The following is a 16,918-nucleotide window of genomic DNA, read 5'->3' on the forward strand; positions in this document are numbered from 1 at the left end:
TTAACAAAAAATCGATCATAACCCATAGAATGTTCTGATTGAGTGATTCTGTTTTGTATTCTTAATTTTGTACCATCAGATGAACTTAATTACATTCAGACTCATTTCAGGGCTGCTCTATTTAATATCCTTGCTTCCTTTCTGGATACTTTATCTGATTTCGGATTTCCTTTATTTTATTCTCTATTACCTTACCGGCTACCGAAGGAAGGTCGTTTTTAATAATTTGAGGAATTCTTTTCCTGAAAAATCTATAGATGAGCTTAAATCTATAGAAAAACGTTATTATCATTATCTGGCCGACCTGATCGTTGAATCCGTTAAGTCATTCACAATAAGTTCTGAAGAGATCAGAAAACGTTTTGTTTTCAAAAATTTATCTGCGATTAGTTCAAATCTGGACGCCGGAAGATCAGTAATCGCGGTCTCCGGACATTATGGTAATTGGGAATGGGCTTCTATAGCGATAGCGCAGCAATTAAAGGAGGATGTGCTCATTGTTTATAAACCATTAAGCAATAAGCGGTTTGAAAAATTAATTAATTCAACAAGGTCAAAATTCGGTGCAATCATGGTACCCATGAAAAACACCCTGAGAAAGCTTACTGAATACAAAAGTAAACCTTATGTATTGGCTCTGGTAGGTGATCAAACGCCGCCAAGAGAAGAGTCCAACTATTTTACAGGTTTTCTGAATCAGCCAACTGCGGTATTTTTAGGTGTAGAAAAAATTGCAGTAAGGTATAATAACCCTGTTATTTATTTTAATATAAATCGCATAAAAAGAGGTTATTATGAGTGCGCAATTGAACTAATAGTAGATAATCCTAAATCGACTAAAGAATTTGAAATTACCAACATTCATACTAAAGAGCTGGAAAAAAACATATTAGTGGCTCCCGAATTCTGGTTATGGTCACATAAGAGGTGGAAATTTAGTCCATCAGATTTAAAACTAAAAAATGACAGATCAGCCTAAAGTTGCAGTAGTTATCCTGAATTGGAATGGTTTGGAGTATCTGAAAAGATTCCTCCCTTCAGTTTTTAAATCAACCTATCCGAATCTGGATATTATTATAGGTGATAATGCATCCACAGACGCATCAGTATCCTTTGTGTCTGATAATTTTCCAGATGCCAGGATTATTGAAAATGATCAGAATTATGGGTTTGCGGGTGGTTACAATAAAATTCTGGAGCAATTGGATCACGACTATTTTATCCTGTTAAATTCAGATGTTGAAGTAACTGAGCATTGGATCGAACCGGTAATTTCACTAATGGAAAGCGATACCCTGATCGCAGCAGCACAACCTAAACTATTAGCGTATGCTAATAAACACCTCTTTGAATATGCAGGGGCTGCAGGTGGATTTATCGACAAATATGGATATCCATTTTGCAGAGGACGAATTTTTGATACTGTAGAAGAGGACAAAGGACAATATGATGGTAATTCTGAAATCTTTTGGGCTTCAGGTGCGGCCTTATTTATAAAAAGAAGTAAATGGATTGAAGCAGGTGGATTGGATTCAGATTTCTTTGCCCATATGGAAGAAATTGATCTATGCTGGCGCTTAAAAAATCTGGGTTATAAAATTATGTACTGTTCTGATTCTAAGGTATATCATGTTGGAGGAGGCACACTTAATGCCGAAAATCCGTTCAAAACCTATCTGAATTTCAGAAACAATCTGGTTTTATTACTAAAAAACCTCCCCTCAAATAAAACACTACCCATAATTTTTATCAGGTTCTGGCTCGATCTGATTTCACTTATAAAGTTTTTGCTGGATGGTAAGCCCCAAAATGCAGGGGCCGTAAGCAAAGCACATGTTTACTTCTTTAAAAACTTATTGAAGAATATGCAAAAGGCCCGATCTATCAGTAAAAACCAATTTAATCAGGCCGGTATGTATAATAAAAGCATTGTTTGGCGATACTTTGTAAAAGACATTAAAAAATTCAGGGATTTATAAGAAACTTTCCAAAGCCAGACGATAGCCATTGAGACCGAATCCGGTAAGTACACCTTTACAATTTTTCCCGGTCAGAGAAACATGTCTGTATTCTTCCCGTGCATATATATTTGAAATATGGACTTCCACCACAGGAGTTTTTATCCCGGCTATTGCATCAGATATAGCTACCGATGTATGGGTGTATCCACCTGCATTCAGGATAATACCATCGTAACTAAATCCAACTTCATGAAGTTTATTGATAATTTCTCCTTCAACATTACTTTGAAAATAATCAATTTCAATAATGCTGTATTTTGATCTGAGTTCTTCTAAATAAGTTTCAAAACTACTGTCTCCGTATATTGATTTCTCGCGAACACCCAGTAAATTTAAATTTGGACCGTTAATTATCTGTATTTTCATGGACTATTTCGGTATTTAAGCTTTTTAATACTCAAACTTATAAAATAATTTGGATTGGAAGTCAGCACTTGGAAGCTTTAAATCATATTTAAAATTAGAGCGTTCATTATCAGCAAATACAATTGATGCATATTTGCGTGATGTAGAAAAACTTTATCAGTATTTTCAAACAAATTCTGTACAAAATGTTCCTTCAGATGTCAATTCTGAGGATCTCAAGCAGTTTTTGGTATGGGTAAATCAACTTGGGATGCTTCCGCCCACGCAGGCAAGGGTATTATCCGGCTTAAAAGCATTTTTTAAATACCTTATTCTGGAAAAACTGATCAAAAATGATCCTTCTGCCCTGCTTGAAAGCCCTAAATTGAGCAGAAAATTACCCGATACCCTGAATATTATTGAAATCAATAAGCTAATTGATTGCATTGATCTCTCCAGACCTGAGGGAATGAGGAATAAAGCAATACTTGAAATCTTATATGGCTGCGGCTTAAGGGTATCTGAACTAACGGGGCTTAAATTGTCGAATCTTTATCTTGACATTGATTTTATTAAGATTACCGGAAAGGGTAATAAAGAACGTCTTGTACCGATTGGTTCAGAAGCAATTAAGTATCTGCGAATATACATTAATGAAATCCGGGTTCATATACCTGTAAAAACAGGCAGTGAGGATTTTGTTTTTCTGAACCGGCGCGGAGGCCCATTATCCCGGGTAATGGTATTTCTGATCATAAAAGATCTTGCACAATCTGCCGGAATCAAGAAAAGTATTAGTCCGCATACCTTCAGACATTCTTTTGCCACTCACCTGATTGAAGGTGGCGCTGATCTAAGAGCGGTTCAGGAGATGCTGGGGCATGAAAGTATCACTACAACCGAGATCTATACCCATCTCGACCGTGATTATTTAAGAGATACCATTATTCAGTTTCACCCGAGAAGCTGATTCTAATTTTCTTCTTTATAATAGACTTTATAATAATTCATTGCACGGTTATCGTCAAAGCCTTTTTCAATAAGCTCCTTATTTCCATGAATATAAATATGGAAGTTCTTGTCAAGTTTAAGGACACTTTTAAACACTCTGGCCTGCTTTTTAACTGCTGCATTTGAAATATCGAACGACTGATCAAGTCCGGCATCGAACTCTTCACTGTAATCACGGCTAAAATTTTTGAAAGATTCAATAGCTTTTGGATTTCCGATCACTTCTTCTGAGAATTCATCTATATCAAAACTTTCCTTTTCCTTGAAATACTTCATTGAACGATTCAGTAAATCGATTTTATCCGCTTTAGTGATCTCAAAATCATCCTGCAGCCTTGTAGTGATAAAGTCTTTGCAAATTCCTAAAGTAGTATTGGTTTTATTAAAGCTATCGTTTCTGATCTTCAACTGCAGAAATTCATCCTTCCAGTAGACGGCATCTGTTCTGTTGGTCTGATCAATCACCATTACTTTATAGCCATCCTCCATTTCAGTATTGAATATCAGACATCCCTTATCCAGCTTTTGGATGTTGATAGCATCTTCCTCATAACTTAAGCTAAATCCGCCTTTATCTGGATTAACTTTAAGATAGCTTTCTTTGGTTTCAGATTTAAATATTCCGATAGCATCCACAAGCTCCCCCTCCAGTTGCAGATCCTTAAAAATAGCAACATACAATTCGCCTGACTTAATTTTAGGATGGTTTGAAACATTGAACAAATGCCTGGTAATATTGGCACTTTGCTCATGAAATGAATCAGGATCTGCAAATATCAGAGAGCAGAAATGAAACACTTCATTCAAATTCAGATCATCGCTCGAATGCATAAACCGGTAAACTTCATTACCTTTTTCAAATGGTGATAAAAAATACTGCATTAAGAGTGTTTTCAGTGTTTCATCCTGAATTTGCAGAGGAAGATCAGACAGAATATAAAACTCATTCTGGAGCTTATTACCTGTACGATGGACTGAAAGTTGCTCAAGAGCTGCTTCAAAAGAAGTTACCATATTGTATAAATGAAATTATTTTAAGGATGCCTTGATCATTCTGTCTTTACCACGAATATCCTGACGTAATTCAATGTTTTTAAAACCCTTTTCAACTAACATTTTACAGGTTTCTGTACCCAGATTTTCATTAATCTCCAGAAGCAGATAACCATCATCCTGAAGATTGTTGAATGCGAAATCAGCTATACTTTTATAAAACAACAATGGATCCGAATCGGGAACGAATAAAGCTGTATGAGGCTCATGATCAATAACATTTTTCAGCATTTGCTGCTTTTCAGAATCCCTTACATAAGGCGGGTTGCTTATAATCAGGTCAAATTTTAAGCCAGGAAGAATATCATTTACCGGATAAAGAATATCAACCTGAATAAAGTGTATTTCAGTTTCATTCAACAAGGCATTTTTCCGGGCAGTTGCCAAAGCACCTGATGAAATATCCAATGCATAAACTTCAGGATCAGGGAAAAACTTTTTAATTGCAACAGGGATGCATCCGCTTCCGGTTCCGATATCGAGAATTTTTAAATCAACCGGATCTTTTTCTATTCCACGCAGGGTTATTAATGCCCAGTCAACAAGTTCTTCTGTTTCTGGTCTGGGAATAAGTACATCAGGATTCACTAAAAAAATTAATCCATAGAATTCTGTTTCCCCTATAATATACTGAAGCGGTCTTCCGCTTGCTAATTCATTTTGAATATTATAAAGTGCCTGCATGTGTTCTGCAGGCATTTCTTCATTCTTAATACTTAAATATTTAGCTCTCTCAAGTTTTGATACATGATTCATTGAAAGCCAGGCCAGGCTCTTCGCTTCCAGTGGGTCATATAGTGTACTGATATTATCAATAAATGATTTTTCTGCTTCAGAATAAGTCATGTCCGCAAAGTAAACTAATTAGCTCGAGAATTCCGCGGGCCAAAGTTTTTACAAGGGTCAGAATTTAAAAGTCCAATAAGAAACAATTAAGAATCTCATATGTTATTTTTGCAGCATGGTTGAAGATCAGAAATATCTGAAGCGTTGCATTGAACTTGCCCTTCAGGGTGCCGGATATGTAAGTCCGAATCCCATGGTTGGATCAGTAATTGTTTATGATAATCAGATCATAGGTGAAGGTTATCACATGAAATTTGGTCAGGCTCATGCCGAGGTGAATGCAGTAAATGATGTCTTTGCGAAACATGAAAATGCAAAAGAACTGCTCCGTAGTTCTACTATTTATGTAAATCTGGAGCCCTGCTCTCACTTTGGCAAAACTCCACCCTGTGCCGATCTGATCATTTCAAATGAAATACCAAGAGTTATTGTAGGTTGCCGCGATCCGTTTGATCAAATTAATGGTAAGGGCATAGAAAAACTAAAAAATGCTGGTATAGAGGTAATTGAAGATATTTTAACTGATGAATGCCTGAAATTAAACAAACGTTTTTTTACCAGAATTCAAAAGCAAAGACCCTATATTATCCTGAAATGGGCCCAAACATCAGATGGATATTTTGCACCAAACAATGGTTCACAACAATGGATAAGCTCTGCAGCATCAAAAATTCTTGCACACCGCTGGAGAACAGAAGAAGATGCAATCCTTGTCGGGAAAAACACAGTACTGGCTGATAATCCAAGATTAAACTCAAGAGAATGGCCGGGTAAAGACCCTATTCGCATTGTAATTGACAGAAGACTTGATTTAAATTCCGATCTGCATATTTTTGATCAAACCCAGGAAACCATCATCTTTAATGAAAAGAAAACAGATATTGATGGAAAAATAAAATATCTGGAAGTAGAAGATTTTGACAATTACCTTCCGCAGCTGATTGCCTATCAACTCTATCTTATGGATGTTCAATCCTTAATAATTGAGGGAGGTGCAGAAACTCTTAATTTGTTTATAAAAACCGGGCTATGGGATGAAGCCCGTGTGTTTACAGGGCCACAGATATGGAATGAAGGTCTAAAAGCGCCTCTAATTACCGGAGAGCCATATGAAGAACTAAACATAGATACCAATATTTTGAGAATCTGGCATAATCATACTTAATATGATCTATATATTACTGAGTGTTTGCTGCAGTGTATTTGTTTCAGTTCTGCTGAAACTTGCAAAAAGGTATGAAATAGATAATAAACAAGCTATCACCTGGAATTATTCGATTGCAGCTTTGTTAACATGGCTCATCTATAAGCCTGAAATTCCTGAAATCAGTGCCCTTTATGTTTCTTTAGGAGTTTTATTGCCATCAATCTTCCTTGTGCTGGCTCTTTCAGTTCATTATACAGGAATTGTCAGAACAGATATTGCTCAGCGCCTATCCCTGTTTATTCCGGTTCTGGCTTCATTCATTCTATTTTCAGAAATACATTCAATACTCAAAATAATTGGGATATTAATTGCCTTTGCTGCTATTATTTTCTCAATTCCATGGCAAAAAGAGAATAAAAAAGCCCGTAGCAGCTGGCTTTACCCCTTAATTGTTTTTGCAGGAATGGGTATCATTGATATTCTATTTAAACAAATCGCTAAAACCACCTCGATACCGTTTACATCTTCACTGATCATTGTATTTCTTCTGGCATTTCTTGTTTCAATTTCATACCTGCTTTATCTTTATTTAAGAGGCAGAATGAAGTTCAGTCTTATCAATTTAATCTGCGGATGGATATTGGGAATTGCTAATTTTGGCAATATCCTGTTTTATCTCAAAGCGCATCAGGCTTTGGCAAATTCACCTTCCATGGTATTTTCATCGATGAATATCGGAGTGATTATTTTGGGCTCGGCTGTAGGGGTTCTTATCTTTAAAGAAAAACTTAGCCGTTTAAATTATCTGGGTATTGTTTTAGCTTTGATTTCGATCACAGTTTTATATTTCTCCAATTAAATTTCATGTTGTTTGATGATACTTATAAAACTATAAAAGCACCATCTGAAGGTGTTTTTAAGGATAAAGGGAGCAAATTTATTGCTTACATCTACCCTATCAAGTCTGAAACAGAGCTAAAGGATATTATAGCAAGTCTGAAATCCCTGCATCCTAAAGCCCGGCACCATTGCTGGGCTATGCGTTTAAGTCCTGACAGAACTGTTTTTCGGATAAATGACGACGGAGAGCCTTCAGGAACTGCCGGAAGGCCAATATTGAATACACTCCTGTCTCATGACCTTACAGATGTACTTGCTGTTGTAGTAAGATACTTCGGTGGAACTCTTTTAGGGGTTCCGGGTTTGATAAATGCCTATAAAACAGCAACACTTGAAGCTGTTAAAGAGTCTGAGATCATCGTAAAAACAATTAATGTTATTTGCAGAATTAATTTCGGGCATCCTCAAATGAATGAGGTTATGCGCATAATTAAAGAAGAAGATATCCGGATTTTCAATCAGAATTTTGACCTGAATTGCTCATTAGACCTTGAAATCAGACAATCGCAGGTCAATAAAGTAACTGGCAGGCTTGAAAAAATTGAAGGCTTGACTCTTAAATATCAATAATTAGAAGACAAAATCAGAAATTGTATCCTGGCAATACTTTATAGAAATTATACATTATGAATAAAATATCTGAAGCCGATCTGATTATAAATCCTGACGGAAGCATTTACCACCTTAACTTAATGCCCGAAGATATTGCGGATACCATTATTACAGTTGGAGATCCCGATCGTGTGACTGAAATAAGCAGATATTTTGATAGTATTGAATTAAAAAAAGGTAAGCGTGAGTTTATAACCCATACCGGATATCTGGGTAAAAAGCGTATTACAGTGCTTTCAACGGGCATAGGGACAGATAATATTGATATTGTTCTGAATGAGCTGGATGCCCTGGTCAATATTGATTTTGATAATAGACAGGTTAAAAAAGAACTGAAAAGTCTGGACATTATTCGCATTGGGACTTCCGGTTCTGTTCAGGAAGATATCCCGATTGGAAGTATTCTTATCTCAGAGTATGGATTAGGGTTTGATGCACTGATGAATTATTATCTGCATGAATTAAGCGGTGATGAGTGTATGTTACTTGATGCTGTTAAATCTCATTTTCATCATCACAAAGGCCTTTCTCCGTACATCACGGCTGCAGATACCCGGCTTTTTAAAATTATAGGAAAAGATTTAATGAGCGGTATAACACTTACAGCTCCGGGGTTTTATGCTCCGCAGGGACGGGAAGTAAGAGCCAAAAATGCTTTTCCTGAAATGATTCATCTGATTCAGAAATTCTCTTCAGGAAAACACAGAATCAGTAATCTTGAAATGGAAACTGCAGGTATCTATGCACTGGCAAAAGCCCTTGGGCACAGGGCAGTTTCTGTTAATGCGATACTGGCAAGCAGAGTTAAATTTGAATTTTCTCCCGAACCCCATAAAATAATAAATCAGGCCATTGAACTTGTTTTAAGTCGCCTGACTTAGTTTTTTTCAGATCAAAGAGCTTTGATAAATTCATGAAATTTGCTGATCGCAATTAATTTTTTATCATCAAGGTTAAAATCAACCTTATTCATCAAATAATCATCAAGATCAAAATTCCCGATATTTTCAATTTGTTCAATCACTTCTTTTCTGTGATCAAGACCCAACTTCAAAGCTGCATTAAATGATCCCTTAAAATCTTCAGGAATAGGTTTATTTGATGCCCAAACAGCAAAAGCAAATGGAAGTCCGGTAAACTTAAACCATTCTTCTGCTAAATCATAGTAGTATGGATATAGGTCTTTTTTACCAAAAGTGCGATCGCCAATTTGTACAAAAGCATCAGCCTCTCCTTCTGTTATAAAATCCGGACTTATCTTCCAGTAATTTTTTAATAATACTCTTGAAAGATTATTTGAGGTACGCGACTGGGGATCAAGTTTTATTTTTTCTATTTCGCTTATTGGTTTCTGACTGAAGATAAAAACAGAATCTACGGCTCCGACAGCACCAATACAGTATTGAGATACAATCTGATAATTATCAACATGAAGCAGGGCAGCAACAGGGACAAGACCTATATCTACCTGATTATCAATCAATTTATTGGCGCAATCTGAAGGAATATCTAAGCTTAATTCTATACTTTCCAATATGCCTGAATGAAGCAGGCCATAGACAAAGGGTTTAGAATTGGTATATGATACTGCGGATACTTTTATCTTATTCAAAACTGATCAAATGGGTAATTTAAATGGCTGGTATTATTAAAATCGACGATATGAAATTTCTCTCCATCAAATTCAACTTTGTAAAGAGTGGTATTTGAATGAGGGAAACTATCCATTTCTGAAAGCGGACGATCAGTTAAAAGGCATAGAAATAAGCGCATTGCACGACCATGCATACAAATAAGGATATTTTGATCATCATTATCCTCTATCAGATGTTCAAGCACAATTAATTGCCTTTCTTTAACATCCAGAGGGCTTTCACCCCTTTCTATTTTATGATGCAGTTCACCGGCTCTCCATTTATTGATCAATTCATGAAATTCAACTGATATCATTTCGGTATTTTCTTTTCCTTCATGAATGCCCCAGCCCAATTCATCTAAACCAGGATATTGAACCCAGGGAATATTGCTGTCAATAAACTTATGAACAGTTTGGTGAGTACGTTTTAATGTGGAAGTATAAATTTTATCAAATGGAATATGCTTATAAGCACGATAAAATGCTTCGGCCTGTTCTTTGCCCTTTTGATTTAAGCTGGTGTCCATTCCACGTCCTTGAACAATACCCAGTTTGTTCAGATCTGTTTCACCGTGACGGATGATATAGATAGTTTTATTCAATTGATGACTGGTAGTTTATAGAATTCAGGCTTTTTCTCTTCCGGGAAATTATAATTCTGGTAATCAGTAACCACATTATACAATGTATCACGCTCAACCGGATGTCTGCCAACTTGCTTGATAAGATCTACCAGTTCTCTGGTACTCATTGCCGGATGCTGTTCTTCAGCACCAGCCATAGAATAGATCTTTGTAGTATCATCGAGGGTGCCATCAATATCGTCAACGCCAAAGTTAAGCGACAATTGCGCAGTACTTCTGCTGATCATAGCCCAATAAGCTTTTATATGGTCGAAATTATCAAGATAAATTCTGGAAATCGCATAATTCCTGAGATCTTCAATTACTGAAACTTCGGGTACATGCGACATCTGATTGTCCTGATTTCTGAATTTCAGAGGAATAAAGGTTTGAAAACCACCTGTTCTGTCCTGAAGCCGGCGTAATTGATCCATATGATCAACTCGGTGTTTAAACTCTTCAATATGACCGTAAAGCATTGTTGCATTAGATCGCATTCCCAGTTTATGCCATTCTTCATGAATCTGAAGCCATTGCTCACCGGTACATTTATCTTTAGCGATTTTTTCCCTGATTTCAGGTGCAAAAATCTCAGCGCCTCCACCGGGAATTGAATCCAAACCGGCTTCTTTCATCAGCTTCATGCCTGTAGCATAATCGATTTTTGCCTTTTTGAATATATAATGATACTCAACAGGGGTTAATGCCTTAACATGAAGATCTGGTCTGTGATTATGAATAGCTGTGAACAGGTCTGAGTAAAATTTAAGATCATACTGCGGAAGAACCCCACCAACAATATGAACTTCCGTTACAGGCTGTGAATCATACTTTTTAACGATATCCAGCATTTCATCCATGGTATACTCCCATCCTTCTGAACGCTCCTTGATTAATACGGAGTATGAACAGAATTTACAGTCGTAAACACAAAGATTAGTGGGTTCAATATGGAAATTCCGATTAAAATAGGTTTTGTTGCCATGGCGTTTTTCACGAATATAATTGGCAAGGACGCCAAGATATCCTAATTCGGCTTTTTCATACAGCAATAAACCCTCGTCAAAGGAAATACGCTCATTTGACCGTACTTTTTCAGCAATTTTTTTAAGTTCAGCAGGAAGATTTTCATCCCGGATCAGCAGATCTATATTTGGCTCGCCGTTCATTATTTTCTTTGCACAAAAATACAATATTGTACTTCAATCATTATCATTTGCTTGTAAAAGGCAGTAAATTTTGTAAAAAATCAAAATACACAATGTCTGCAATAAATCAATTATTTCTGATATCGTTTAATCTTTAATTAACTTGCCTGAAATTTGTTCAGGAACGTTAAATCTGATGATATGAACCCATCATGATTTTGCTTAAACCCGCAGGGGTATGATTATCAAATCATGAGCGCGCTGCCTATCTACCGGCAGGCAGGTTCGTCTCCATTAAAAAAAAATAAACAGATGAAAATTGAAACTATTGCAATTCATGCAGGAAACAGAAAAGATAAGGATACCCATGCAGCAATTCAACCCATAACCCTGTCAACTACATTTGAACGTGGTGAAGATGGTGATTATCCGGGAGGTTTCATTTACTCAAGAATTGATAATCCAAACCGAAGCGCACTTGAGAATGTTATTGCAAAGTTGGAAGGTGCAGAAGATGCAGCGGCTTTCTCTTCAGGAAATGCCGCCGGATCTGCAGTATTTCAGGCATTAGGTACAGGTGCTCATATCATTGCTCCTGATGATATGTATCATGGCCTCAGAAATCAGCTACTTCAGGTTTTCAAGGGCATTATTGATGTCTCATTTGTTGACCAGAGCTCAATTGAAGCCATAAAAGCTGCCATAAGACCGGAAACAAAGTTAATCTGGATTGAGACCCCATCTAATCCATTATTGAAAGTTTGCGATATAAGATCAATCGCAACACTGGCAAAAGAAAAAAATATCATTATTGTCTGTGATAATACATTCAGTACCCCCATTAACCAAAGGCCTCTTCAGCTTGGATGCGACATTGTAATGCATTCAACAACAAAATATCTGAGCGGGCATAGTGATGTGATAGGCGGGGCACTTGCATGTAATACAAACAATGACTTCTGGAAAAAAATCAGGAATGTTCAGGTGCTTGCAGGAGCAGTCCCCTCTCCCTTTGATTCATACTTAACCGTTAGAGGAATTAAAACTTTACCTTATCGTATGAAGGGACACAGTTCAAATGCAGCTATTGTAGCAGAATATCTGAATAATCATCCTCTTGTTGAAAAGGTATTTTATCCCGGATTAAAAGATCATACAGGTTATGTTATAGCCAAAAGTCAGATGAGTGCTTTTGGCGGAATGCTTTCATTCCTTGTAAAAGGAGGCTCTGATGAAGCCAGAAAAGTAGTTAATTCTGTTAAAATATTTACGCAGGCTACCAGCCTTGGAGGAGTTGAAAGTCTGATTGAACACAGAGCATCAATCGAAGGACCTGAAACTAAAACACCGCAAAACTTAATTCGTGTTTCTGTCGGGCTGGAAAACGCTGATGATCTTATAGAGGATCTGGGAATGGCTCTGTTAAAGATTGGCAAAATTAAGTAGCTGTAAAACAAGTGTTTACATAAATAATAAGAATTAAATTTGGTTTCAATACCTGATTAAATATATATTTGAAATAATATTTGGTAGCAATACCAATCTGTCTTCAATAAAGTTGTTTTATTGATTTATACAGAAGTGGCGAGAGATCAGGCTCTATGACCCACTGACAACCCCCCGCTTAATTCGGGGAAGGTGCCAATTCCTGTCCCGTTTGGGAAACTATAAATTTATTTTAAGATGAAACAAGTAACAAGATCCACTCCCGTATTTCCGTTACCGGATGCTTCGGCAAAAGGCCAAGAATTTCTTCAAGAAACTTGTGCAACAATGTGTTGTATGTGTATGTCTGAATATTATTGTTGTTAGTGCATTCCTTTCCGGAAAAAAGCCCTAATAACAATTCAGTTTGTTGAGCTAAGCTCGATTTCTATTCAATATTTTTTTCATAAACTATAAAAACATTATCATGTCAGCACAAAACTTAAAATTTGAAACTTTACAACTACATGCAGGTCAGGAAGTAGATCCAACAACAGGATCACGTGCCGTACCTATTTACCAGACCACTTCTTACGTTTTCAAAAACTCAGAGCATGGAGCTAATTTGTTTGCGTTAAAAGAATTTGGGAACATCTATACCCGTTTGATGAACCCAACTACAGATGTATTTGAGAAGCGCGTAGCTGCCCTTGAGGGTGGTGTTGCTGCTTTGGCAGTATCATCCGGCCAGGCTGCGCAGTTTATTGCTTTAAACAATATCCTGCAAGCCGGAGATAATTTCGTATCCTCATCATTCCTTTATGGAGGTTCTTATAATCAATTTAAAGTGGCTTTCAAGCGCTTAGGGATTGATGTGCAATTTGCAAATGGTGATGATCCGCAAAGTATCGGATCATTGATTAATGAAAAGACAAAAGCTATCTATGTAGAAACTATCGGTAATCCAAGTTTCAGTATCCCTGATTTTGAAAAAATATCGGCGATTGCAAAAAAGCATGATCTCCCTCTTATTGTAGACAATACTTTTGGTGCGGCAGGTTACTTGTTCCGTCCTATTGAGCATGGAGCTAATGTTGTTGTTGAATCAGCTACCAAATGGATCGGCGGGCATGGAACCAGTATTGGAGGTGTAATAGTTGATGCGGGAAATTACAATTGGGGAAATGGAAAGTTCCCGCAATTTACAGAGCCTTCTGAAGGTTATCATGGCTTAATTTTTAATAGTGTATTTGGAATTGGCGGTCCATTCGGCAATATTCAGTTCATAATAAGGGCTCGTGTTGAAGGCTTACGTGATTTTGGCCCTTCACAATCGCCATTTAATTCATTCCTGCTGCTTCAGGGACTTGAAACTTTGTCGCTTCGTGTTCAGCGTCATGTAGACAATGCCCTGGAACTGGCAAAGTGGCTTGAAAGTCATCCCCGGGTTGATAAAGTTGTTTATCCCGGACTTCCAAGCAGCCCTTACCATGAGAAAGCTAAAAAATATCTGAAAAATGGATTTGGAGCCGTCCTGTCGTTTGAAATAAAAGGCGGTAAAGAAGCTGCAATCAAATTCGTTGATAACCTTAAACTGATCAGTCATCTCGCAAATGTTGGCGATACAAAGACCCTGATCATTCAGCCAAGCGCTACCACGCACCAACAATTAAGTGATGAAGAGCAATTAGCTGCGGGTGTTAAACCGTCTTCACTTCGGGTATCTGTAGGAATTGAGCATATTGATGATATAAAGGCAGATATTGAACAGGCATTTGCTGCTGCAAAATAATCCGGAATTAAAGAAATACCATGCCTGATCGATGATCAGGCATGCTTAAAGAATAAAATGAATACTGTAAAATCATATAAGCATAAAAAAACTTTCAGTCTGGAAAGTGGTAAAAAAATTAAAGATCTCGAGATTGCTTATCATACTTACGGATCATTAAATGAGAAGAAAGATAATGTCATTTGGGTCTGTCATGCATTAACGGCAAACTCTGATGTTTTCGATTGGTGGAAAGGTCTTTTTGGTGAGAACTGTTTATTTAACCCAAAAGATCATTTCATTGTATGTGCAAATGTTCTTGGTTCTAATTATGGCACAACTTCCCCCCTAAGTATAAACCACACTACCGGACTACCCTACTATCTTTCATTTCCTGAGTTTACAGTACGAGATCTTGCTGCTGCCCATAAAATTCTTGCTGATTATCTGAACCTTGAGCAAATTGCCATGGTTATTGGCGGTTCCTTAGGTGGACAACAAGCCATTGAATGGTCTATTCTGGAGCCCCACAGAATAAAAAGGCTGGTACTTATAGCCACAAATGCACAGCATTCACCCTGGGGAATTGCATTTAATGAAAGTCAGCGTCTTGCTATCACTGCCGATCGTACATTTTATTCCCAAACACCTGATGGTGGAAGTAAAGGGTTAAAAGCTGCACGTAGTTTTGCACTTCTTTCATACAGAACCTACGAAATATATGCTACAACCCAGCTGGAGATAAATACTGATAAAGTAAGTGATTTTAAAGCCTCTTCATATCAGAGTTATCAGGGCGAAAAACTTGTAAATCGCTATAATGCTTACAGTTATTGGTACTTAACTAAAGCAATGGACAGTCATAATATAGGTCGTAAGCGAGGAACTGTAGAAGAAGTTTTAAAACAAATAAAAGCTAAAACGCTTGTCATTGGTATACCTAACGATGTTCTTTTCCCTGTTCAGGAACAAGAATTTATGGCAAAATATATTCCTAATGCCCAGTTTGCGGAATTAAATTCCCTGTACGGACATGATGGGTTTTTAATTGAAACAGAAGTACTTACACATATTTTAGGAATTTTTTTAAAAACTGCTGATTCTGAAAATCCGGTGATCAGCCTGCATAAAATAGCATAACATGAGTAAAAGATTAACAATTGGATTATTTGGATTTGGAGTTGTAGGTCAGGGTTTACATGATATCATAAGTACTAAAGATCTGAATATTGAGATCCGAAAAATTGCAATAAAGAATCCCGAAAAACAAAGATCTCTTCCAGCATCATTATTTACGACTGATGCTGATGAAATATTAAATGATCCGCAGATTAATACTGTAATTGAGCTCATTAATGATGCCGATGCAGCGTTTGAAATTGTTTCAAGAGCTTTGTCCGGAGGAAAAAATGTTGTTTCTGCTAATAAAAAGATGATTGCCGAGCATTTGGATGAGTTGGTTGAATTACAGGAGAAGTATGGTACATCATTGCTTTATGAAGGTGCAGTTTGCGGAAGTATTCCAATTATCAGAAACCTGGAAGAGTATTATGATAATGAACTGCTCCACTCTATCAGTGGTATATTTAATGGTTCATCAAATTATATTCTTTCAAAGATTGCCAATGAAGGATTGGAATATTCTGATGCTTTAAAACAGGCTCAGGACCTGGGTTTTGCTGAAAAAGATCCCCTTCTTGATGTTGGTGGTTATGATCCGAAATTTAAATTAATTATTGCAGCGGCTCATGCTTATGGTGTTTTTGTCAGACCTGAAGAAGTCCTGAATATTGGGATTCAGAATTTTTCATCTGCAGATTTACATTTTGCACAGGAACATAATCTTAAAATTAAACTGGTGCCAACGGCAAAGAAACTAAATGAAAAAGAGCTTGCATTATATGTTATTCCTAAGTTGGTTCCAAAAAGCGACTTCCTGTATAATGTAGAGAATGAATACAATGCAGTATCAGTTAAAGCTGCATTTGCAGATCAGCAATTATTTTACGGTAAAGGAGCCGGAGGCCATCCAACCGGTTCGGCGGTTCTTTCGGATGTTGCTGCATTACGATATGATTACCGTTATGAGTATAAGAAATATCATCAGGAATCGAAATTAAAACTTCAAAATGATCATGTTATCCCTGTTTATATCCGTTATAACCATGATGATCTGATTAATGATATTCATTTCGAGTTCATTGCTGAACAGCACAAGAGTATGGAAATTAAGTATGTACTTGGCGGTGTTAAGATCAGTGAATTGATCTCTAAAAAATATCAGATACTTGAAGATGGGGCCTTCCTTGCCCAGGCTGGTGCACTTACCGAAAAGTTCGAAGAATTAAAAGGTATAAAGCTTGAAAAAGCATAAATAAAA

17 protein-coding genes and 1 riboswitch are annotated in these 16,918 nt (G+C 36.9%); of the genes, 11 read left to right on the forward strand and 6 right to left on the reverse strand.

What is annotated here, in order from left to right; translation table 11 throughout:
* Window positions 1-79: 79 nt before the first annotated feature.
* Window positions 80-979 carry a lysophospholipid acyltransferase family protein gene (locus tag P2W72_RS10815; protein WP_276362096.1) on the forward strand — a complete coding sequence of 300 codons (900 nt, stop codon included), beginning with the start codon at window positions 80-82 and terminating at the stop codon, window positions 977-979.
* Complete coding sequence (locus tag P2W72_RS10820) at window positions 963-1,979, forward strand: glycosyltransferase family 2 protein (RefSeq protein ID WP_276362098.1); 1,017 nt, start codon at window positions 963-965, stop codon at window positions 1,977-1,979. The genes P2W72_RS10815 and P2W72_RS10820 overlap by 17 nt, the downstream gene beginning before the upstream one ends.
* On the opposite strand, the gene aroQ is transcribed toward P2W72_RS10820, so the two are convergent.
* Window positions 1,974-2,387, reverse strand: a complete 414-nt coding sequence (gene aroQ / locus P2W72_RS10825) for a type II 3-dehydroquinate dehydratase (protein ID WP_276362100.1) — start codon at window positions 2,385-2,387, stop codon at window positions 1,974-1,976. The genes P2W72_RS10820 and aroQ overlap by 6 nt on opposite strands.
* Window positions 2,388-2,436: 49 nt before the next feature.
* Between aroQ and xerD the strand changes: the two genes are divergently transcribed.
* Window positions 2,437-3,336, forward strand: coding sequence for a site-specific tyrosine recombinase XerD (xerD, locus tag P2W72_RS10830; protein WP_276362103.1), 900 nt, complete (start codon window positions 2,437-2,439; stop codon window positions 3,334-3,336).
* A gap of 2 nt (window positions 3,337-3,338) precedes the next feature.
* Here xerD and P2W72_RS10835 read toward each other — a convergent pair whose 3' ends face one another.
* Entirely contained in the window at window positions 3,339-4,391 is a 1,053-nt protein-coding gene (locus P2W72_RS10835; protein WP_276362106.1) for a nucleoid-associated protein, read from the reverse strand.
* Between the two features lie 15 nt (window positions 4,392-4,406).
* A complete protein-coding gene (gene prmC, locus P2W72_RS10840) occupies window positions 4,407-5,276 on the reverse strand; it encodes a peptide chain release factor N(5)-glutamine methyltransferase (RefSeq protein WP_276362108.1) in 870 nt (289 codons plus the stop codon).
* A gap of 115 nt (window positions 5,277-5,391) precedes the next feature.
* Here prmC and ribD point away from each other — a divergent pair, with 115 nt between their 5' ends.
* From ribD to P2W72_RS10860, 4 genes are read left to right on the forward strand one after another with little or no spacing between them, the layout of a single operon-like run.
* Window positions 5,392-6,441 carry a bifunctional diaminohydroxyphosphoribosylaminopyrimidine deaminase/5-amino-6-(5-phosphoribosylamino)uracil reductase RibD gene (gene ribD, locus P2W72_RS10845; protein WP_276362111.1) on the forward strand — a complete coding sequence of 350 codons (1,050 nt, stop codon included), beginning with the start codon at window positions 5,392-5,394 and terminating at the stop codon, window positions 6,439-6,441.
* A gap of 1 nt (window position 6,442) precedes the next feature.
* The gene (locus tag P2W72_RS10850) at window positions 6,443-7,282 is read left to right on the forward strand and encodes an EamA/RhaT family transporter (RefSeq protein WP_276362114.1); all 840 of its coding nucleotides are present in this window, start codon (window positions 6,443-6,445) and stop codon (window positions 7,280-7,282) included.
* Between the two features lie 5 nt (window positions 7,283-7,287).
* A complete protein-coding gene (locus P2W72_RS10855) occupies window positions 7,288-7,893 on the forward strand; it encodes a YigZ family protein (RefSeq protein WP_276362116.1) in 606 nt (201 codons plus the stop codon).
* A 56-nt stretch (window positions 7,894-7,949) separates the two neighbouring features.
* Window positions 7,950-8,816: a nucleoside phosphorylase gene (locus tag P2W72_RS10860; protein WP_276362119.1), complete on the forward strand. Its 867-nt coding sequence runs from the start codon at window positions 7,950-7,952 to the stop codon at window positions 8,814-8,816.
* Window positions 8,817-8,827: 11 nt separating this feature from the next.
* Here the strand turns inward: P2W72_RS10860 and P2W72_RS10865 are convergent, their stop codons facing one another.
* Genes P2W72_RS10865 through mqnE form a run of 3 tightly spaced genes read right to left on the reverse strand, consistent with a single transcriptional unit; the run spans window position 8,828 to window position 11,363 of the window.
* Window positions 8,828-9,547 carry a menaquinone biosynthesis protein gene (locus P2W72_RS10865; protein WP_276362121.1) on the reverse strand — a complete coding sequence of 240 codons (720 nt, stop codon included), beginning with the start codon at window positions 9,545-9,547 and terminating at the stop codon, window positions 8,828-8,830.
* Complete coding sequence (locus P2W72_RS10870; RefSeq protein ID WP_276362124.1) at window positions 9,544-10,173, reverse strand: histidine phosphatase family protein; 630 nt, start codon at window positions 10,171-10,173, stop codon at window positions 9,544-9,546. The genes P2W72_RS10865 and P2W72_RS10870 overlap by 4 nt, the downstream gene beginning before the upstream one ends.
* Window positions 10,170-11,363: an aminofutalosine synthase MqnE gene (mqnE, locus tag P2W72_RS10875; protein WP_276362126.1), complete on the reverse strand. Its 1,194-nt coding sequence runs from the start codon at window positions 11,361-11,363 to the stop codon at window positions 10,170-10,172. The genes P2W72_RS10870 and mqnE overlap by 4 nt, the downstream gene beginning before the upstream one ends.
* A 291-nt stretch (window positions 11,364-11,654) precedes the next feature.
* Between mqnE and P2W72_RS10880 the strand changes: the two genes are divergently transcribed.
* From P2W72_RS10880 to P2W72_RS10895, 4 genes are all read left to right on the forward strand, one after another.
* Complete coding sequence (locus P2W72_RS10880; RefSeq protein WP_276362129.1) at window positions 11,655-12,788, forward strand: aminotransferase class I/II-fold pyridoxal phosphate-dependent enzyme; 1,134 nt, start codon at window positions 11,655-11,657, stop codon at window positions 12,786-12,788.
* 122 nt (window positions 12,789-12,910) lie between these two features.
* Window positions 12,911-13,016: riboswitch (SAM riboswitch) on the forward strand.
* Window positions 13,017-13,254: 238 nt separating this feature from the next.
* Complete coding sequence (locus P2W72_RS10885) at window positions 13,255-14,559, forward strand: O-acetylhomoserine aminocarboxypropyltransferase/cysteine synthase (RefSeq protein WP_276362131.1); 1,305 nt, start codon at window positions 13,255-13,257, stop codon at window positions 14,557-14,559.
* Window positions 14,560-14,616: 57 nt separating this feature from the next.
* The gene (gene metX, locus P2W72_RS10890) at window positions 14,617-15,678 is read left to right on the forward strand and encodes a homoserine O-acetyltransferase (RefSeq protein ID WP_276362134.1); all 1,062 of its coding nucleotides are present in this window, start codon (window positions 14,617-14,619) and stop codon (window positions 15,676-15,678) included.
* Window position 15,679: 1 nt separating this feature from the next.
* On the forward strand, window positions 15,680-16,912 hold the full coding sequence (locus tag P2W72_RS10895) for a homoserine dehydrogenase (protein ID WP_276362136.1): 1,233 nt from the start codon (window positions 15,680-15,682) through the stop codon (window positions 16,910-16,912).
* The last annotated feature ends 6 nt before the right edge of the window (window positions 16,913-16,918 follow it).

This window comes from Daejeonella sp. H1SJ63 (genome assembly GCF_029360775.1).
Lineage (GTDB): Bacteria > Bacteroidota > Bacteroidia > Sphingobacteriales > Sphingobacteriaceae > Daejeonella.